The organism is Pantoea sp. FN0305 (genome assembly GCF_050113845.1).
GTDB classification, from domain to species: Bacteria; Pseudomonadota; Gammaproteobacteria; order Enterobacterales; family Enterobacteriaceae; genus Mixta; species Mixta alhagi.
This window is the reverse complement of record NZ_JBNJSN010000002.1, coordinates 229,137-247,837: the sequence shown is the minus strand read 5'-3', so window position 1 is coordinate 247,837 and position 18,701 is coordinate 229,137. Positions and strand designations below refer to the sequence as shown.

At 53.8% G+C, this 18,701-nt stretch carries 17 protein-coding genes; 1 reads left to right on the top strand and 16 read right to left on the bottom strand.

Translation table 11 applies throughout. The features are described from left to right. Positions 1–113 precede the first annotated feature (113 nt). The 16 genes from tolA to sdhC all read right to left on the bottom strand — a co-directional run bounded on the left by tolA (position 114) and on the right by sdhC (position 16,709). The gene (gene tolA / locus ACQE3Y_RS05240) at positions 114–1,430 is read right to left on the bottom strand and encodes a cell envelope integrity protein TolA (protein WP_426981019.1); all 1,317 of its coding nucleotides are present in this window, start codon (positions 1,428–1,430) and stop codon (positions 114–116) included. A 31-nt stretch (positions 1,431–1,461) separates the two neighbouring features. After that, positions 1,462–1,890 (bottom strand): colicin uptake protein TolR, encoded by a 429-nt coding sequence (tolR, locus tag ACQE3Y_RS05235; protein ID WP_038627352.1) that lies wholly within the window; start codon positions 1,888–1,890, stop codon positions 1,462–1,464. Positions 1,891–1,903: 13 nt separating this feature from the next. Then, a complete protein-coding gene (gene tolQ, locus ACQE3Y_RS05230) occupies positions 1,904–2,590 on the bottom strand; it encodes a Tol-Pal system protein TolQ (protein WP_085067575.1) in 687 nt (228 codons plus the stop codon). After that, on the bottom strand, positions 2,587–2,991 hold the full coding sequence (gene ybgC, locus ACQE3Y_RS05225; RefSeq protein ID WP_250652134.1) for a tol-pal system-associated acyl-CoA thioesterase: 405 nt from the start codon (positions 2,989–2,991) through the stop codon (positions 2,587–2,589). Before ybgC ends, tolQ begins: the two co-directional genes overlap by 4 nt. Before the next feature lie 226 nt (positions 2,992–3,217). Further along, positions 3,218–3,511, bottom strand: a complete 294-nt coding sequence (gene ybgE, locus ACQE3Y_RS05220; protein WP_426974115.1) for a cyd operon protein YbgE — start codon at positions 3,509–3,511, stop codon at positions 3,218–3,220. After that, entirely contained in the window at positions 3,511–3,624 is a 114-nt protein-coding gene (cydX, locus tag ACQE3Y_RS05215) for a cytochrome bd-I oxidase subunit CydX (RefSeq protein ID WP_085067578.1), read from the bottom strand. Before cydX ends, ybgE begins: the two co-directional genes overlap by 1 nt. A 15-nt stretch (positions 3,625–3,639) precedes the next feature. Next, complete coding sequence (gene cydB / locus ACQE3Y_RS05210; RefSeq protein ID WP_426981018.1) at positions 3,640–4,779, bottom strand: cytochrome d ubiquinol oxidase subunit II; 1,140 nt, start codon at positions 4,777–4,779, stop codon at positions 3,640–3,642. A gap of 11 nt (positions 4,780–4,790) precedes the next feature. Further along, positions 4,791–6,359, bottom strand: coding sequence for a cytochrome ubiquinol oxidase subunit I (gene cydA / locus ACQE3Y_RS05205; RefSeq protein WP_426974113.1), 1,569 nt, complete (start codon positions 6,357–6,359; stop codon positions 4,791–4,793). Positions 6,360–7,065: 706 nt separating this feature from the next. Next, on the bottom strand, positions 7,066–7,941 hold the full coding sequence (gene sucD, locus ACQE3Y_RS05200) for a succinate--CoA ligase subunit alpha (protein WP_085067580.1): 876 nt from the start codon (positions 7,939–7,941) through the stop codon (positions 7,066–7,068). Further along, positions 7,941–9,107, bottom strand: a complete 1,167-nt coding sequence (gene sucC / locus ACQE3Y_RS05195; RefSeq protein WP_085067581.1) for an ADP-forming succinate--CoA ligase subunit beta — start codon at positions 9,105–9,107, stop codon at positions 7,941–7,943. Before sucC ends, sucD begins: the two co-directional genes overlap by 1 nt. 69 nt (positions 9,108–9,176) lie before the next feature. Continuing rightward, positions 9,177–10,400 carry a 2-oxoglutarate dehydrogenase complex dihydrolipoyllysine-residue succinyltransferase gene (odhB, locus tag ACQE3Y_RS05190; protein ID WP_426974112.1) on the bottom strand — a complete coding sequence of 408 codons (1,224 nt, stop codon included), beginning with the start codon at positions 10,398–10,400 and terminating at the stop codon, positions 9,177–9,179. 13 nt (positions 10,401–10,413) lie between these two features. Beyond that, positions 10,414–13,221 carry a 2-oxoglutarate dehydrogenase E1 component gene (sucA, locus tag ACQE3Y_RS05185; RefSeq protein WP_426974111.1) on the bottom strand — a complete coding sequence of 936 codons (2,808 nt, stop codon included), beginning with the start codon at positions 13,219–13,221 and terminating at the stop codon, positions 10,414–10,416. A 254-nt stretch (positions 13,222–13,475) separates the two neighbouring features. Then, positions 13,476–14,192, bottom strand: coding sequence for a succinate dehydrogenase iron-sulfur subunit (locus tag ACQE3Y_RS05180; RefSeq protein WP_085067584.1), 717 nt, complete (start codon positions 14,190–14,192; stop codon positions 13,476–13,478). Positions 14,193–14,209: 17 nt separating this feature from the next. Further along, positions 14,210–15,976 carry a succinate dehydrogenase flavoprotein subunit gene (gene sdhA / locus ACQE3Y_RS05175; RefSeq protein ID WP_085067585.1) on the bottom strand — a complete coding sequence of 589 codons (1,767 nt, stop codon included), beginning with the start codon at positions 15,974–15,976 and terminating at the stop codon, positions 14,210–14,212. Positions 15,977–15,978: 2 nt separating this feature from the next. Next, complete coding sequence (sdhD, locus tag ACQE3Y_RS05170) at positions 15,979–16,326, bottom strand: succinate dehydrogenase membrane anchor subunit (protein ID WP_085067586.1); 348 nt, start codon at positions 16,324–16,326, stop codon at positions 15,979–15,981. Continuing rightward, complete coding sequence (gene sdhC, locus ACQE3Y_RS05165) at positions 16,320–16,709, bottom strand: succinate dehydrogenase cytochrome b556 subunit (RefSeq protein ID WP_426974110.1); 390 nt, start codon at positions 16,707–16,709, stop codon at positions 16,320–16,322. The genes sdhD and sdhC overlap by 7 nt, the downstream gene beginning before the upstream one ends. A gap of 622 nt (positions 16,710–17,331) precedes the next feature. Here sdhC and ACQE3Y_RS05160 point away from each other — a divergent pair. Then, entirely contained in the window at positions 17,332–18,615 is a 1,284-nt protein-coding gene (locus tag ACQE3Y_RS05160; protein WP_085067587.1) for a citrate synthase, read from the top strand. Positions 18,616–18,701 lie beyond the last annotated feature (86 nt).

Sequence of the window (18,701 nt, the reverse complement as noted above, 5' to 3'; positions counted from 1 at the left end):
TATCTGAACGCCATGTTCTCGATAATTCGCACTGTTCCTGACGACGATTAACTAAAACCATACAGAGTACGGCAAGCTAACCATAGTTCAACCTGCCATTTGTTACTGCATTCTTACGGCTTGAATTCCAGCGTCGCATCTTTTACCGCCTGCCAGACATCCTGACTTGGTGGTTTAGGCATACGCGCCATACGCGCCGCATTGATCGCCGCCTGACACAACGCCGCATCGCCGCCCGCCGCCGTAGCTGAAATCAGCAAACCATCAGGCGCCAGCTTGATACGAACGTCACAGGTGCGCCCCTTAAAGGTATCGGCATCGTAGAATTTACTCTCTATCGCGCCTTTTACCTGTCCCAGATAGCTGTCAATCGCCGCGCCGGAAGCGCCTGATTTTTTCTGAGTGCCCTTCCCTGCCGCACCGCCACCAGCCTGGCCGGTTTTCGGTGCGTTTTTACCTGAGGTCAGGCCGCCCAGTAAATCATCAACCGCGCTGCTGTCGCTGGCGGCTTCCGCCGCTGCTTTTTTCTTCGCTTCAGCCGCTGCCTTCGCTTTAGCTTCAGCGGCGGCTTTTGCTTTCGCTTCCGCTTTGGCTTTTGCCTCAGCGGCCGCTTTCTCTTTTGCTTCCTGTGCCGCTTTGGCCTTGGCCTCAGCCGCTTTCTCTTTTGCTTCCTGCGCCGCTTTGGCCTTTGCCTCAGCAGCCGCCGCTTTAGCCTGCTCCGCCGCCTCTGCTTTCGCTTTCGCTGCCGCAGCTTTGGCTTGCTCCGCCGCCTCTGCTTTCGCTTTCGCTGCCGCAGCTTTGGCTTGCTCCGCCGCCTCTGCTTTCGCTTTCGCTGCCGCAGCTTTAGCTTGCTCCGCCGCCTCTGCTTTCGCTTTCGCTGCCGCGGCTTTGGCCTGCTCCGCCGCCTCTGCTTTCGCTTTTGCTGCCGCGGCTTTGGCCTGCTCTGCCGCTTCTGCTTTCGCTTCGGCTGCGGCTTTCGCTTTCGCTGCAGCGGCTTCTGCAGCTTTTTGCTGCTCTGCGGCGCGTTTGGTGGCTTCTTCCGCCTGGCGCTGCTGTTCAGCCTGCGCCTGGGCCTGTTGTTTCGCCTCTTCCTGCGCCTGAAGCCGCTCTTTTTCCAACTCTTTCAATCGCTGCTGCTCAGCTGCGCGCTTTTGCTGCAGCTCTTCCGCCTGCTGCTGCGCCTGCTTCTGACGCTGCTGCTCGGCGCGCTGGCTGTCGCTTTGCTGATTTTGCTGGCGGTTATACTGCTCAACCACCGCACCTGGGTCGACCATAACGGCATCAATATCGCTACCGCCACCGCCACCGCTGGCCTCGATTTTTTCGTTAAACGAACTCCAAATCAGTAATGCAATCAGGACGATATGCAATATCACTGAGATGATTATCGCGCGTTTTAACTTATCGTTTTGTTCGGATGCCTTCGACACGCTCGGTTCCCAAAAAACGGTTACGGAATAATTAAATTGGCTGCGTCATCAGGCCGACTGATTTCACACCCGCCTGGTGCAGCAGGTTCAGCGCCTTGATAATCTCGTCATAGGGCACATCTTTTGCGCCGCCAATCAGAAATACCGTTTTCGGATTCGCTTCCAGTCGGCGCTGTGCTTCCGCCACCACCTGCTCTGAAGGCAACTGCTCCATACGATCGTGATCGACAACCAGGCTATATTGCCCAACGCCGGAAACCTCTACGATCACCGGTGGATTATCATCACTGGACACCGTTTTAGAATCCGTGGCGTCCGGCAGATCCACTTCAACGCTCTGGGTGATAATGGGCGCCGTGGCCATAAAAATCAGCAGCAGCACCAGCAGCACGTCCAGCAGCGGAACGATGTTAATTTCAGACTTCAGATCGCGACGACCGCGACCACGCGTTCTGGCCATACGTCACCTCTGCTTACTTTTTATTCTCACTGGAGAATGCCTGACGGTGCAGGATAGCCGTGAACTCTTCCATAAAGTTGTCATAACCCTGTTCCAGTTTGTTAACGCGCTGGTTCAGGCGGTTATACGCCATTACGGCAGGGATAGCGGCAAACAGGCCGATAGCGGTCGCAATCAGCGCTTCGGCAATACCCGGCGCAACCATCTGCAGCGTGGCCTGCTTCACCGCGCCCAGCGCGATAAAGGCGTGCATAATCCCCCACACGGTACCAAACAGGCCAATATAAGGACTGATGGAACCCACGGTGCCAAGGAAGGGAATATGGTTTTCCAGGCTTTCCAGCTCGCGGTTCATTGAGATACGCATTGCCCGACTGGCGCCTTCCAGCACCGCTTCCGGCGCATGGCTGTTGGCGCGATGCAAACGCGCAAACTCTTTAAAACCGGCGTAAAAGATCTGCTCTGAACCGGTTAGCTCATCGCGACGCGCCTGGCTTTCCTGATAAAGGCGGGATAGCTCAATGCCCGACCAAAATTTGTCTTCAAACGCTTCCGCTTCGCGTCCCGCCGCGTTAAGAATGCGGGTGCGCTGGATAATAATCGCCCAGGACGCAATGGAAAACCCGATCAAAATTAACATGATAAGTTTAACCAGAAGGCTTGCCTTCAGGAACAAATCAAGAACATTCATGTCAGTCACTGCTTGAACTCCGCGACAATAGACTTGGGAAGCGCTATTGGCTTCATTAGGTGTGGGTTGATGCAGGCGATAAGGACTTCTGCCTCATTGAGCAATTTGCCTTCTGCATTAACGATGCGTTGCCTGAACGTCATAGTGGCACGGGTCATCGACGTCACCTCGCTCTGCACTTCAAGCATATCATCCAGTCGCGCGGCGGCAATATAATCAACCGTGATTCGACGTACAACAAAAGCAATCTGCTGTTCAAGCAGCGATTGCTGATGAAAATGATGCTGGCGCAGCATCTCCGTACGCGCTCGTTCATAAAAAGCGATATAGCTGGCGTGGTAAACCACCCCACCGGCATCGGTATCTTCGTAATAGACACGCACCGGCCATCGAAACAGCGTTGTACTCACTTTACATCCCGGTAATGCTTTTTAAACGTTGCTACTATACGCAAGTGCAAACGGCTTTGGAATGGGTCACCAGAGCGTGGAGAAAATAATTATAGAATGGAAACTATTGACAAAAATGGCAGGATAATCATTGAAAAAAAACGGCGCTAAACAGACGTTTGCTGACATAAATTTTCAGCGTCAGGCAGGCCTGAGCCTGTACTCATGTTTCAGGCCTGCAATCGCATCAAAAAAAGAAAAAGAACGTTCCCAGCGAGAGGGCAATCAGGGCCAACAGCGGCGAGAAAAACATCTGCCACCGTACCCGTCGAGGATGAAATCCAACGCCATGCACCACGCCAGCGCATACCGCCCATATCAGTAAAAAACCCTGCCAGACGGTGAGCGAACTGGTGCTGGCGGCAAAACGCGTCGGATCCCAGAACAGGCAGCCTGCCAGCAGCAATGCCAGCACCAGAGAAAGCGCCCGCAGCGGGCGCTTATCCATGATGAAATAGAGCTGTTGTAGCTGCTGACGCATCAGGGTTTATCCTGTTGCTGGGCGCTATCTTCTACATGCTCCAGCGCCAGCGCGGTGATAATCCCGAAGGCACAGGCCAATAGCGTTCCAAGAATCCAGGCAAAATACCACATGGTTTAACGCCTCCGTTAATAGAGTGAATGAGTGTTGCTTTCAATATGTTCTTTAGTGATACGTCCGAACATTTTGTAGTAACACCAGCTGGTGTAAATCAGGATAAGCGGCACAAAGATCATCGCCACAAACAGCATCAGCTTCAGCGTCAACAGGCTTGACGTGGCATCCCACATGGTCAGGCTCATGTCAGGCTGGATGCTGGAGGGCATAATGAATGGAAACATCGCTACGCCAGCGGTCAAAATAACGCAGGCCAGCGTCAGCGAAGAGAACAGAAACGCCCAGCCGCCCTTCCCGATGCGTGAACAGACGACGGTGAACAGCGGCAACGCCACGCCCAGCGCCGGAATCAGCCACAGCAGCGGATGCTGCTTGAAATTAATCAGCCAGGCGCCTGCTTCGCGCGCCACTTCTTTATTAAGTGGATTTGAGGATGCGGCATGATCCAGCGTGCTGGTCACTACGTAGCCATCAATGCCGTAAACCACCCAAACGCCCGCCAGCGCAAAGGCAACCAGCATGATCAGCGCACAGATTTGCGCAGTGGCACGAGCGCGTAAACAGAGCTCGCCATGGGTGCGCATCTGCAGGTAAGTTGCGCCCTGCGTCAGGATCATCGTCAGGCTAACCACGCCCGCCAGCAGACCAAACGGATTCAGCAGCTGGAAGAAATTACCGGTGTAGTAGAGACGCAGATAGGCGTCGATATGGAAAGGCACGCCCTGCAACAGGTTGCCAAACGCCACGCCAATCACCAGCGGCGGAACAAAGCTGCCGATAAAAATGCCCCAGTCCCACAGCGTGCGCCAGCGCAAATCTTCAATTTTCGACCGGTAGTCAAAGCCCACCGGCCGGAAAAACAGCGAGGCCAGCACTAAAATCATCGCAACGTAGAAACCGGAAAAGGCGGCGGCATAGACCATCGGCCAGGCGGCAAACAGTGCGCCGCCGGCGGTAATCAGCCAGACCTGGTTTCCATCCCAGTGCGGCGCAATGCTATTGATCATGACCCGGCGTTCCGTATCGGTACGTCCGAGAATGCGCGACAGCATGCCCACGCCCATATCAAAACCATCGGTGACCGCAAAGCCAATCAGCAAAATACCGATCAGCAGCCACCAGATAAAACGTACAACCTCATAATCCAACATGGCTGGCTCCTTTACTGCACCGACTGCGAGGCGAGAGTGGACTGCTCATAGTGATAGCGTCCGGTTTTCAGGCTGCTTGGTCCCAGGCGGGCAAATTTGAACATCAGATACATTTCCACCACCAGGAAGAGCGTGTAGAGGCCGCAAATCAGTCCCATTGAGAACAGCAGATCGCCGACGGTAAGCGTTGAGTTCGCCACGGCCGTTGGCAGCACCTCGCCAATCGCCCACGGCTGACGACCATACTCTGCAACAAACCAGCCCGCCTCAACGGCAATCCACGGCAGCGGAATGCCATACAGCGCCGCTTTCAGCAGCCAGCGGTTTTTCCCGATGCGGTTACGAATAACGCTCCAGAACGAGAGGCCGATAATGCCGAGCATCAGCACGCCGCACAGCACCATAATGCGGAAAGAGAAATAGAGCGGCGCAACATGCGGAATTGAGTCCTGAGTAGCCAGCTTGATTTGCGCTTCCGTGGCGTCGACAACATTTGGCGTATAACGTTTCAGCAGCAGACCGTAACCCAGATCCTGCTTGTGGCCGTTAAAGGCTTCACGCACTGCCGGATCGGTATTGCCTGCACGCAGTTCTTCCAGTAGGTGATAAGCCTTCATCCCGTTGCGGATGCGCACTTCATGCTGTGCCAGCAGATCTTTCAGGCCGGTAACTGGCTGATCGACCGAACGGGTAGCAATCAGGCCCAGCAGATAAGGAATTTGAATCGCGTAGCTGTTTTCCTGCGTCAGCTGATTGGGCAGGCCAAACAGGGTAAAGGCTGCCGGGGCGGGCTGCGTTTCCCACTCGGCTTCGATCGCTGCCAGCTTGGTTTTTTGCACATCGCCCATTTCGTAGCCTGACTCATCGCCCAGCACGATCACCGACAGCACCGCCGCCATGCCGAAACTGGCGGCGATAGCAAAGGAGCGTTTAGCAAATGCCAGATCGCGCCCGCGCAGCAGGTAATATGCACTGATGCCAAGAATAAACATTGCGCCGGTGGTATAGCCTGCCGCAACCGTATGCACAAACTTCACTTGCGCGACCGGGTTAAGCACCAGCTCTGAGAAGCTCACCATCTCCATGCGCATGGTTTCAAAATTAAATTCAGAGGCGATGGGGTTTTGCATCCAGCCATTTGCCACCAGGATCCAGAGCGCAGAGAGGTTGGAACCCAGGGCCACCAGCCAGGTGACGGCCATATGCTGCACTTTGCTCAGGCGATCCCAGCCAAAAAAGAACAGGCCAACAAAGGTGGATTCAAGGAAGAAAGCCATCAGGCCTTCAATGGCCAGCGGGGCACCGAAGATATCGCCGACATAGTGAGAGTAGTAAGACCAGTTGGTGCCGAACTGGAACTCCATGGTCAGGCCCGTTGCCACGCCCAGTGCAAAGTTGATACCAAACAACTTGCCCCAGAATTTGGTCATATCTTTGTAGATCTGTTTACCCGACAGGACATAAACGGTTTCCATAATCGCCAGCAGAAACGCCATACCCAGCGTTAACGGCACGAAAAGGAAGTGGTACATCGCAGTCAGGGCAAACTGTAAACGCGACAGTTCGACGATATCAAACATCTTAACCCCTTGCTCTTTGCTAAAAGCAGTTAATGCATGATGTTCATTTGCCGGAAAGCGTTGGCAAATAGCGCCATGCTGATTGCTGTTTTCAATAAAACGATATTTATAGTTTGCTGTTAAACGGACAGGGAAAATCACACCCGCAGGCAGCAAATAAAAGAGAGTTGATAACTCACCGTAAGTGAGACGGCAATATCATACCCTTACAAACGATACGGTAAAGAAAAATTATTGTGATCTCTGGGATATTTTTTGATCTGGACCCGCATTTAACCTGAAAGTGTTATAAAGGCTTGATATGACATAGCGTAATAGGATCAAAAATGAGAAATCATCTCAAAAATCACTTAAACATCCATGGCTTAGCTATAAAATTAAAATAAGGTTAAATATAATAATCAATATAAACCAAACAGGTAAAATATATGTTAATAATATGTTTTGGCTAAATGACTTTATTAAAACTTTATTTAAAAACAGCAGAAATCATACCGCATAAATGTCTATTCCTTTCGCAAGAGCAGTCTTAAATTTTCATTTCAATTCCATTGATAAAAAGAAAAATAGATTTTTACTGCATTTAACTTCACAATTATTAAACCGAAATTCATTTTATTATTAACAAACATCCCTTATAGCAGGAATAAAACTCATAAAAAAGGCCACCCGTAGGTGGCCAGTCTGTGGAATAAGCTGATACCGATTATTTAAGAGGGAGGACTGCTTTTACCGCGTCACCAATATCCGCCAGGCTACGGACGGTTTTAACACCGGCCGCTTCCAGCGCAGCGAATTTCTCATCCGCCGTACCTTTGCCACCGGCAATGATCGCGCCAGCATGGCCCATACGCTTGCCTTTCGGCGCCGTAACGCCAGCGATATAGCCAACAACCGGTTTGGTAACGTGTTCTTTGATGTAGGCTGCCGCTTCTTCTTCTGCGCTGCCGCCGATTTCACCGATCATCACGATGGCTTCTGTCTGCGGATCATCCTGGAACATCTGCAGGATATCGATAAAGTTAGAGCCAGGGATCGGGTCGCCGCCGATACCCACACAGGTGGACTGGCCGTAGCCGATATCGGTAGTCTGCTTCACAGCTTCATAGGTCAGCGTACCGGAACGTGAAACGATACCGATGCGGCCCGGCTGGTGAATGTGGCCCGGCATAATGCCGATTTTACATTCGCCTGGGGTGATAACGCCCGGACAGTTCGGGCCAATCATGCGCACGCCCGCTTCATCCAGCTTCACTTTTACCGTCAGCATATCCAGCGTCGGGATGCCTTCAGTGATAGTGATGATCAGCTTAATACCCGCATCGATCGCTTCCAGAATACCGTCTTTGCAGAAAGGTGCCGGAACATAGATAACGGATGCCGTTGCGCCAGTCGCTTCCACCGCCTCGCGTACGGTATTGAATACCGGCAGGCCCAGATGCGTGGTGCCGCCTTTGCCTGGCGTTACGCCGCCAACCAGCTGCGTACCATAGGCCAGCGCCTGTTCAGAGTGGAATGTACCCTGGCCGCCGGTGAAACCCTGGCAGATCACTTTGGTGTTTTTGTCGATCAAAATGGACATTATTTACCCTCCGCTGCAGCAACAACGCGTTGGGCCGCGTCGGTCAGGCTGGTTGCTGCAATAATGTTCAGACCGCTGTCCGCCAGTTTCTGTGCGCCCAGCTCAGCGTTGTTCCCTTCAAGACGCACCACTACCGGTACGTTGACGCCAACTTCTGCCACCGCGCCGATGATGCCATCAGCAATCAGGTCACAGCGTACGATGCCGCCGAAAATGTTAACGAATACCGCTTTTACCGCGTCGTCAGACAGGATGATTTTAAAGGCTTCGGTAACGCGCTCTTTGGTTGCGCCGCCGCCAACGTCAAGGAAGTTAGCTGGCTGACCACCGTGATGTTTCACGATGTCCATGGTGCCCATCGCCAGACCGGCGCCGTTTACCATACAGCCGATGTTGCCTTCCAGCGCAACGTAGTTAAGTTCCCACTGCGTCGCATGCGCTTCGCGCGGATCTTCCTGGCTCGGATCGCGCATTTCACGCAGCTCCGGCTGACGGAACATCGCATTACCGTCTGCGCCCAGTTTGCCATCCAGGCAGACCAGGTCGCCCTGTTTGGTGATAACCAGCGGGTTGATCTCAACCAGGGCCAGGTCGCGTTCCAGGAACAGCGTCGCCAGACCCATAAAAATTTTGGTGAACTGATTGACCTGCTTGCCGCTCAGACCCAGCTTAAACGCCAGCTCGCGGCCCTGATAAGGCTGCGGGCCAGTCAGCGGATCCAGCGCCATTTTATGAATCAGCTCTGGCGTCTCTTCCGCCACTTTTTCAATTTCAACGCCACCTTCGGTGGAGGCCATAAACACCACGCGACGCGTGCTGCGGTCAACCACGGCACCCAGGTAGAGTTCCTGATCAATATCGGTAGCGGCTTCAACCAGAATCTGGTTAACCGGCTGGCCTTCCGCATCCGTTTGATAAGTGACCAGACGTTTACCCAGCCAGTTTTCAGCAAAAGTACGGATCTCTTCTTTGCTGTTAACCACTTTCACACCGCCCGCTTTACCACGGCCACCGGCATGAACCTGACATTTTACTACCCACGGACCTGCGCCAATTTTAGAGGCCGCTTCTTCCGCTTCACGTGGTGTAGTGCAGGCGTAACCGGTCGGTGCCGGTAAGCCATACCGTGCAAACAGCTGTTTCGCCTGGTACTCGTGTAAGTTCATGATGTTCTATCCATTCAGGTCTGAAAAGATTAATAAGGTTGGGCGCGGCAGTAACCGCGCCCGGCAACATTAAACGTCCAGCAGCAGGCGCGCCGGATCTTCCAGCATCTCTTTCACTGCCACCAGATAGCCCACGGATTCGCGGCCATCAATCAGACGGTGGTCGTAAGAGAGCGCCAGATACATCATCGGCAGCACCACAACCTGACCATTAACCGCCATTGGGCGATCTTTGATTGCGTGCATGCCCAGGATGGCGCTCTGCGGCGGGTTAATGATCGGCGTCGACATCAGCGAACCGAACACGCCACCGTTGGTGATGGTAAAGTTGCCGCCGGTCAGCTCTTCGACCGTCAGCTTGCCGTCACGGCCTTTTACCGCCAGCTCTTTAATTTTCTTCTCGATATCCGCCATGCTCAGCGTATCGACATCGCGCAGAACCGGCGTCACCAGGCCGCGCGGCGTGGAAACGGCGATGCTGACGTCAAAGTAGTTGTGATACACCACATCATCGCCATCGATGGAAGCGTTCACTTCCGGATAGCGTTTCAGCGCTTCCACAACCGCTTTGATATAGAAGGACATAAAGCCCAAACGCACGCCGTGACGTTTCTCGAAGGCATCGCCGTACTGCTTACGCAGTTCCATGATCGGCTTCATGTTGACTTCGTTAAAAGTGGTCAGCATGGCGGTGCTGTTTTTCGCTTCCAGCAGACGCTCGGCAACGCGCTTACGCAGACGCGTCATCGGTACGCGCTTCTCGCTGCGGCCAGCCAGCGGTTGAGGCTGTGCCTGCTGCGCGGCGGCTTGCGGTTTTGACTCGGCTTTCGCCGGCTGCTGCTTGAGATGTTTTTCCACATCTTCGCGGGTAATGCGTCCGCCTACGCCGGTGCCTTTAATCGCCGCCGCATCCAGATCGTGCTCGGCAATCAGCCGACGGATCGCCGGGCTGAGGGCATCGTTGCTCTCTTCTTCCAGCGAAGCAGACTGACGCTGCGCCGGAGTGGATTCATTGCTTTCCGTTTTAACAGAGGCCTCTTTGCCGCCGCTGTTACCCTCTTTCAGGCGTCCCAGGATCTGACGCGAGGTCACGGTTGCACCCTCTTCTTCCAGTATGGCTTCCAGCACGCCGTCAGCAGAGGCTGGCACTTCCAGCACCACTTTATCGGTCTCGATTTCTACCAGTACTTCATCGCGGCTTACCGCATCGCCCGGTTTCTTATGCCAGGTTGCTACAGTGGCATCAGCAACAGATTCAGGCAGGTCGGGAACGAGAATTTCTACGCTACTCATTATCTTTCCTTATTTAATCAACGTTCAGCGCGTCATTAACCAGGTCTTGCTGCTGTTTCAGGTGTACAGACATGTAACCTACAGCAGGTGAAGCGGAAGCCGGACGTCCGGCATAACGTAAAGAAGCACCAAAAGGAATCACTTCACGGAAGTGATGCTGGCTGCAATACCAGGCGCCCTGGTTTAGCGGCTCCTCCTGACACCAAACGAAATCATGCACGTGCGCGTAAGGCTGCAGCGCTTCCTGTACCGCTTTGTGCGGGAAAGGATAAAGCTGCTCAATGCGCACGATAGCGACATCGCTTTGTTCATTTTTGCGACGCTGCTCCAGCAGATCGTAATAGACCTTACCGGCACACAGCACTACGCGTTTTACTGCTTTGGCATCCAGCGCGTCGACTTCACCAATCGCGGGCTTAAAGCTGCCGTTAGCCAGTTCATCCAGGGTAGAAACCGCCAGCGGATGACGCAAAAGCGACTTCGGCGACATGACCACCAGCGGGCGACGCATACCGCGCAACGCCTGACGACGCAGCATGTGATAGACCTGCGCCGGGGTCGACGGTACACAGACCTGCATATTCTGCTCTGCGCAGAGTTGCAGATAACGCTCCAGGCGCGCCGACGAGTGCTCCGGTCCCTGCCCTTCATAGCCGTGCGGCAGCAGCATCACCAGGCCGCACATACGGCCCCACTTCTGCTCGCCGGAGCTGATGAACTGATCGATAACTACCTGAGCGCCGTTGGCAAAGTCACCAAACTGCGCTTCCCAGATGGTCAGGGTACGCGGCTCAGCGGTAGCGTAACCATATTCAAACGCCAGCACGGCTTCTTCCGACAGCACCGAATCCCAGACTTTGAACTGGCCCTGGCCGTTATGGATATGCTGCAGCGGGATCCAGGTTGAGCCGTTCGCCTGGTTATGAATCACCGCATGACGATGGAAGAAGGTGCCGCGCCCGGAGTCTTCGCCGGAAATACGCACCGGAATCCCCTCATCCACCAGCGTGGCGTAGGCGAGGTTTTCCGCTGCGCCCCAGTCAAACGGCTTATTGCCTGCTGCCATTTCAGCGCGGTCGTTGTAGATCTTCGCCACGCGCGACTGCACTTCAACGGATTCCGGCACCTGGCTGATGCGTTTCGCCAGCTCCTGCAGACGCTTGAGTTCCACTTTTTCCGGGTAGCTCTCATCCCACTCATGGTTGAGATAAGGCGACCAGGTGAAAGAGTGCAGGCTCATGGGACGCCATTCCGGCACTACGCATTCACCTGCATCCAGCGCATCACGGTAAAGGTTAACCATCTCCGTAGCGTCTTCCAGATTAATCACCTGCTCCGTTTCCAGACGATCGGCGTAGATTTTACGCGGCGTCGGATGCTTTTTGATTTTCTGGTACATCACCGGCTGGGTTGCGCTTGGCTCATCCGCTTCGTTATGGCCGTGACGGCGATAGCAAACCAGATCGATAAAGACATCGCGCTTAAAGGTATTACGGAAATCGAGCGCCAGGCGGGTAACAAAGGCGACCGCTTCCGGATCGTCGGCGTTAACGTGGAAAATAGGCGACTGCACCATTTTACCGATGTCGGTACAGTATTGTGTTGAACGGGCATCTTTCGGGTTTGAAGTGGTAAAACCGATCTGGTTGTTAATCACGATACGCACCGTACCGCCCACTTCATAACCTCGCGCCTGCGACATGTTCAGGGTTTCCTGAACCACGCCCTGGCCGATGACCGCCGCATCGCCATGAATGGTAATCGGCAGCACTTTATTGCTGACCGGCTCATCCAGACGATCGAGGCGGGCACGTACCGAGCCCATAACTACCGGACTGACGATCTCCAGATGCGACGGGTTAAACGCCAGCGCCAGGTGAACCATACCGCCTTCGGTTTCCACATCGGAAGAGAAGCCCATATGATATTTTACGTCACCGGTACCGAGATGCTCTTTGTGTTTACCGGCGAACTCATCAAACAGATCCTGAGGTTTTTTACCCAGTACGTTGATTAATACGTTCAGGCGACCACGGTGCGCCATCCCCAGTACCACTTCACGCGTGCCGCTTTTGCCGGCGTGACGAATCATCTCACGCAGCATCGGCACCAGCGCATCGCCGCCTTCCAGCGAGAAGCGTTTCGCACCGGGGAATTTAGCGCCCAGATAGCGCTCCAGCCCTTCTGCGGCGGTTAGCTCTTTCAGAAAGCCTTTTTTCTCTTCAGCGGAGAAAGATGCGCGTCCTACAGCCGATTCGATACGCTGTTGCAGCCAGCGTTTTTCATCGGTGTTGGTGATGTGCATATATTCCGCGCCGATTGAGCCGCAATAGGTTTGCTTCAGCGCATTAATCAGTTCCCCTAACTGCAGGCGATCTTTGCCGATGGCAAAAGAGCCGACATTGAAAGTTTCCTGAAAATCCGCCTCGCTTAAGCCATGAAAAGCCGGGTCGAGATCGGAAACCTGCTCCTGCTGCCAGAGGCCCAGCGGATCGAGGTTAGCGTGCTGATGTCCACGGAAGCGGTAGGCATTGATCAGTTGCAGGACTTTAACCTGTTTGGCATTGGCATCGGGATCGCCAACGGAAGCGGCGTAACGCGAGGTATCTTTTGCCAGACGACGGAAATAGTCGCGCGTAGAGGAGTGGAACTGCTCAGGCCTGAGCCCGGTGCCGGGAAGCTGTTGGAACATATCGCGCCATACAGCATCAACAGAGTCAGGATCGGTGAGAAAATCCTCATAGAGCTGTTCTATGTAAGATTGGTTCGCGCCGGCCAGCCAGGAAGAGTCAAGCCAGGGCTTCATTGCGCTGTTCTGCATTGTGATCCCTTAAGCATTACATGCTTTTTTCGAGGTTTCATTGTTGCCGGGTTACCGGCTTGCCCAACGCTGTGTCGCGCACCTGCTTGGAAAGTGCCCGCCACAGCCAGATCCAGTTCATCGATACAAGCACGGGGCAATCGATGCCCTGGCCCGTAAGGGAACCTTGGTAAGGTTTTTCACCGCGCCGTGACAGACCTTACCAGGGTCTCCGTAAATGCTCCAGGAACCGGGGTTCCCGGAGCATAGTGCTGTTATGCGTTACGCTGCAGCAGCATCGACTTAATATGGCCGATAGCGCGCGTTGGGTTCAGCCCTTTAGGACAGACGCTGACACAGTTCATGATACTGTGGCAACGGAATACGCTGAAAGCATCGCTGAGATCGTCCAGACGCGCATTGGTTTCGGTATCGCGGCTGTCGATCAGGAAGCGATAGGAAGCCAGCAGCCCCGCAGGCCCAACAAACTTATCCGGATTCCACCAGAATGACGGGCATGACGTTGAGCAGCAGGCGCACAGAATACATTCGTACAACCCATCCAGGTGCGCACGATCTTCCGGCGACTGCAAATGCTCGCGTGCAGGCGGATTTGCGCCATTATTCAACAGGTAAGGCTTAATTTTCTCATACTGCTTGTAGAACTGCCCCATGTCCACGACTAAGTCACGGACTACCGGCAGGCCCGGCAGCGGACGGATAACGATTTTTTTCTTGCCGTTGCCCAGCGCTGAAACCGGCGTAATGCAGGCCAGACCGTTACGACCGTTCATATTCAGGCCGTCAGAGCCGCAAACGCCCTCACGGCAGGAACGCCGAAAGGCCAGCGTCGGGTCTTTCTCTTTCAGCTTGATCAGCGCGTCCAGCAGCATCATGTCACGGCCATCTTCCGCTTCCAGGGTGTAATCCTGCATGCGCGGCGCGTCATCCACGTCCGGGTTATAACGATAAATGGAAAATTCGAGTCTCATCGTCTCTTCTCCGCAAATTAGTAGGTACGCACTTTCGGCGGGAAAGCGGCGCGCAGTTTCGGCTGCATGTTCACCTCACGGCGCGTCATGCTTTCGGTTTGCGGCAGATAGAGCGAATGGCACAGCCAGTTCTCATCGTCACGTTCCGGGTAGTCAAAACGGCTATGGGCGCCGCGGCTCTCCGTGCGGTAATTCGCTGCTACCGCAGTAGCAAAAGCGGTTTCCATCAGGTTATCCAGCTCCAGGCATTCGATGCGCTGGGTATTGAAATCGCTGGAACGATCGTCAAGACGCGCATGTTTCAGGCGCTCACGGATCTGTTTCAGATCCTCAAGCCCCTGCGCCATCGCATCGCCTTCACGGAACACAGAGAAGTTATTCTGCATGCAGCTTTGCAACGCCTTACGGATTTCAACCGGATCTTCACCCGTGGTGTTGTTATCCCAGCGATGATAGCGCGCCATGGCGGCGTCGATATCTTCTGAAGTGGCATCGCGCAGCGTTCCCTGCTCCTGAATCGACTCCAGCAGATGCAGGCCTGCCGCACGGCCAAACACGACCAGGTCCAGCAGCGAGTTGCCGCCCAGACGGTTCGCGCCGTGTACCGATACGCAGGCAATTTCGCCAACGGCGAACAGACCCGGCACCACCACATCTTCCCCTTTTTCGTTCAGGGTCAGCGCCTGGCCGCTCACTTTGGTCGGAATGCCGCCCATCATATAGTGGCAGGTTGGGATAACCGGAATCGGTTCTTTTACCGGATCCACGTGAGCAAAGGTACGGGACAGCTCAAGGATGCCCGGCAAACGCGACTCCAGCACCTCTTTACCCAGATGATCCAGCTTGAGTTTAATGTGCGGACCCCACGGGCCTTCACAGCCGCGGCCTTCACGAATCTCAATCATCATGGAACGCGCGACCACATCACGGCCCGCCAGATCTTTGGCGTTCGGCGCGTAACGTTCCATGAAGCGTTCGCCATGTTTATTCAGCAGATAGCCACCTTCACCACGACAACCTTCGGTCACCAGCACGCCAGCGCCCGCGATGCCGGTCGGGTGGAACTGCCACATCTCCATATCCTGCACCGGCACGCCCGCGCGCAGCGCCATACCCACGCCATCACCGGTATTGATATGGGCATTGGTGGTGGACTGATAGATACGGCCTGCGCCGCCGGTCGCCAGCACCGTGGCTTTCGCTTTGAAGTAGACAACTTCGCCTGTTTCAATACTCAGCGCGGTACAGCCCACTACGGCGCCGTCCTGATTTTTCACCAGATCCAACGCATACCATTCTGAGAAAATGGTGGTTTTGTTTTTCAGGTTCTGCTGATAGAGCGTGTGCAGCAGCGCATGGCCGGTACGGTCAGCGGCCGCCGCGGTACGTGCCGCCTGTTCGCCGCCGAAATTACGCGACTGTCCGCCGAACGGACGCTGATAAATGCGGCCATCTTCCAGACGGGAGAATGGCAGGCCCATATGTTCCAGCTCCAGAATCGCTTCCGGGCCGGTTTTACACATATATTCGATCGCGTCCTGGTCGCCGATATAGTCGGAGCCTTTAACGGTATCGTACATGTGCCATTCCCAGTTATCTTCATGGGTATTACCCAGCGCGACGGTAATACCGCCCTGCGCAGAAACGGTATGGGAACGGGTAGGAAAAACTTTAGACAGCAGGGCGCAGCTCTGGCCCGACTGTGAAATCTGCAGGGCCGCGCGCATACCTGCGCCGCCTGCCCCGATAACTACGGCATCAAACTCTCTGACTGGCAAATTCATTCTCACGCACCCCACACCACAACAGTTCCATAAATTGCATAAACCAACAGCGTAACAACAATGACCAGCTGCAACAGCAGACGCCATGCCAGAGGTTTAACATAGTCTGTCAGCACCTGCCACATACCGATCCAGCCGTGGATCACGGTAGAAAACAGCGTCAACAGGGTAAAGACCTTAGTAAAGGAAGAGGCGAAGAAGGCGCGCCAGATATCATAAGTCAGCGTATCTGACACAATGATGAAGCCAAGAATATATAAGGTGTAGAGCGTAATGAGGATTGCAGTGGCACGTAACAGCAGCCAGTCCTGCACACCATTGCGACCCAGTGCAGTAGCATTGCTTACCATACGAGGACTCCAGCCAGAATTGAAAGCACGATAGTAATAGCGAAACAGAAGTGTGCAGAGCTATTGCCGACACGCTGCGTTTCCGCCAGGTAACCGAAATCCATCAACATATGGCGAATACCGCCAACAGTATGCCAGGCCAGGGCGGTGAGAATGCCCCACATAATGAACTTAGCGAAAAAGCTGTTCATCACGGCAGATGCCTGCAGGAAGCCTTCAGGAGAGGAGAGCGAGAGTCCGAGTAACCAGAGCAGGATCCCAACAGCCACAAAACTAATGACGCCGGAAACGCGGTGGAGAATGGACGATATTGCAGTAACGGGAAACCGGATCGTAGTGAGATCCAAGTTGACAGGTCTTTGTTTTTTCACGGTTTTGCCCACACAGCTTTTCTTATTTTGCTTCCTCCGGGCCTGAAGGTGATAGCCGAACACGACTCGTGCACCGGCACCATAACAGCAACATCCAGTGTTAATTGAAGCGATAAAAACGCTGGGTGGCTCCTGGTGTCAGGGTATTCCGGAGACCTGGCGGCAGTATAGGACGATCACATTCTCATTACAATTGCTCTACAAACGCTTTAGCGAGATTTAAGTGGAACAGTGATCAACCTCACGGTTTTCATATTTTAAACAAATTCAATTATCTGATTTGACAAAACTTCAACAATTCAGTTACAAACTAACGCACGAAAGTTCTATGATGCGCAAAAGTTATGGGGATACACTTTACCCCTCAACGCAAGTTATGTAACAGTGATGAAATAAATTGCTAAACGCATCAGGTTATTAGTTAAGATTCATAATGACCAGCACGGATCTTTAACAACCACAGAACGCATTAGCATCGTGGCTGTCGGAAACTTCCGACTGCGCCCGTCACTCTGTACCCTGCAAGCAAAACATGCCACAGAGTAGATAGTCTGCAATTACTTCACGCAATTTGCAGCATGATGGTAACTTCGGTGTCAAAGATCCTACAAATATGGCGCTAAGGAGACTGTAAATGGCTGATAAAAAAGTGACGCTCACCCTTGACGGTGAAGCTCCTGTTGAGCTGGACGTGCTACAGGGCACGCTGGGCCAGGATGTTGTCGATGTCCGAAGCCTTGGCTCACAGGGTTTGTTTACGTTTGACCCTGGTTTTACCTCTACTGCGTCCTGCGAATCCAAAATTACCTATATTGATGGTGATGAAGGCATTCTGCTCCATCGTGGCTATCCCATCGACCAACTCGCTACCCACTCTAATTATCTGGAAGTCTGTTACATCCTTTTGAATGGTGAAGCGCCGACGCCAGAACAGTTTGAAGAGTTTCGTATCACGGTTACGCGCCATACCATGATTCATGAGCAGATTACCCGTCTGTTTCATGGCTTCCGTCGCGACTCGCATCCGATGGCGGTTATGTGCGGCGTCACCGGCGCGCTGGCGGCGTTCTACCATGACTCAATGGATGTGAATATTGAGCGTCACCGTGAAATTGCGGCGTTCCGCTTGCTCTCTAAAATGCCGACCATGGCAGCCATGTGTTACAAATATTCGATTGGCCAGCCGTTCGTTTATCCGCGCAATGACCTCTCTTATGCCGGTAACTTCCTGCATATGATGTTCGCCACCCCGTGTGAAGAGTATAAAGTGAACCCGGTGCTGGAGCGCGCCATGGATCGTATTCTGATCCTGCACGCGGATCATGAGCAGAACGCTTCTACTTCAACGGTACGTACCGCAGGATCGTCCGGCGCTAACCCGTTCGCCTGTATCGCTGCCGGTATCGCCTCGCTATGGGGACCGGCGCACGGCGGCGCAAACGAAGCCTGTCTGCGCATGCTGGAAGAGATTAGCCATAAAGAGCATATTCCGGAATTTGTGAGGCGTGCGAAAGATAAGAATGACTCTTTCCGCCTGATGGGCTTCGGTCATCGTGTTTATAAAAACTACGATCCGCGTGCAACGGTTATGCGCGATACCTGTCATGAAGTGCTGAACGAGCTGGGTATGAAAGATGACCTGCTGGAAGTGGCGATGGAGCTGGAGCATATTGCGCTGAATGACCCATACTTTATTGAGCGCAAACTCTATCCGAACGTCGATTTCTACTCTGGCATTATTCTGAAAGCGATGGGCATCCCCTCTTCTATGTTTACCGTGATTTTTGCTATGGCACGTACCGTTGGCTGGATTGCCCACTGGAAAGAGATGCATGACGAAGGCATGAAAATTGCCCGTCCGCGTCAGCTCTATACCGGTTACGCACAGCGTGAGTTCGAATCCCAGCTGCAGAAATAATTTTCCTGCCAAAGAAAAAAGGGCCTGCGGGCCCTTAAAGTTTGTTCTGGCGATCGCGCGGGAGACAAGGTCCGTTCGCAAAGACG

What these genes read in the sequence shown, in the direction of transcription:
- ACQE3Y_RS05180 (WP_085067584.1), bottom strand. Translation starts at nt 14,192, where the DNA reads ATGAGACTCGAATTTTCCATTTATCGTTATAACCCGGACGTGGATGAC.
- sucA (WP_426974111.1), bottom strand. Translation starts at nt 13,221, where the DNA reads ATGCAGAACAGCGCAATGAAGCCCTGGCTTGACTCTTCCTGGCTGGCC.
- cydX (WP_085067578.1), bottom strand. Translation starts at nt 3,624, where the DNA reads ATGTGGTATTTTGCCTGGATTCTTGGAACGCTATTGGCCTGTGCCTTC.
- sdhD (WP_085067586.1), bottom strand. Translation starts at nt 16,326, where the DNA reads ATGGTAAGCAATGCTACTGCACTGGGTCGCAATGGTGTGCAGGACTGG.
- sdhA (WP_085067585.1), bottom strand. Translation starts at nt 15,976, where the DNA reads ATGAATTTGCCAGTCAGAGAGTTTGATGCCGTAGTTATCGGGGCAGGC.
- ACQE3Y_RS05160 (WP_085067587.1), top strand. Translation starts at nt 17,332, where the DNA reads ATGGCTGATAAAAAAGTGACGCTCACCCTTGACGGTGAAGCTCCTGTT.
- tolR (WP_038627352.1), bottom strand. Translation starts at nt 1,890, where the DNA reads ATGGCCAGAACGCGTGGTCGCGGTCGTCGCGATCTGAAGTCTGAAATT.
- cydB (WP_426981018.1), bottom strand. Translation starts at nt 4,779, where the DNA reads ATGTTGGATTATGAGGTTGTACGTTTTATCTGGTGGCTGCTGATCGGT.
- sucD (WP_085067580.1), bottom strand. Translation starts at nt 7,941, where the DNA reads ATGTCCATTTTGATCGACAAAAACACCAAAGTGATCTGCCAGGGTTTC.
- odhB (WP_426974112.1), bottom strand. Translation starts at nt 10,400, where the DNA reads ATGAGTAGCGTAGAAATTCTCGTTCCCGACCTGCCTGAATCTGTTGCT.
- sucC (WP_085067581.1), bottom strand. Translation starts at nt 9,107, where the DNA reads ATGAACTTACACGAGTACCAGGCGAAACAGCTGTTTGCACGGTATGGC.
- ybgE (WP_426974115.1), bottom strand. Translation starts at nt 3,511, where the DNA reads ATGCGTCAGCAGCTACAACAGCTCTATTTCATCATGGATAAGCGCCCG.
- cydA (WP_426974113.1), bottom strand. Translation starts at nt 6,359, where the DNA reads ATGTTTGATATCGTCGAACTGTCGCGTTTACAGTTTGCCCTGACTGCG.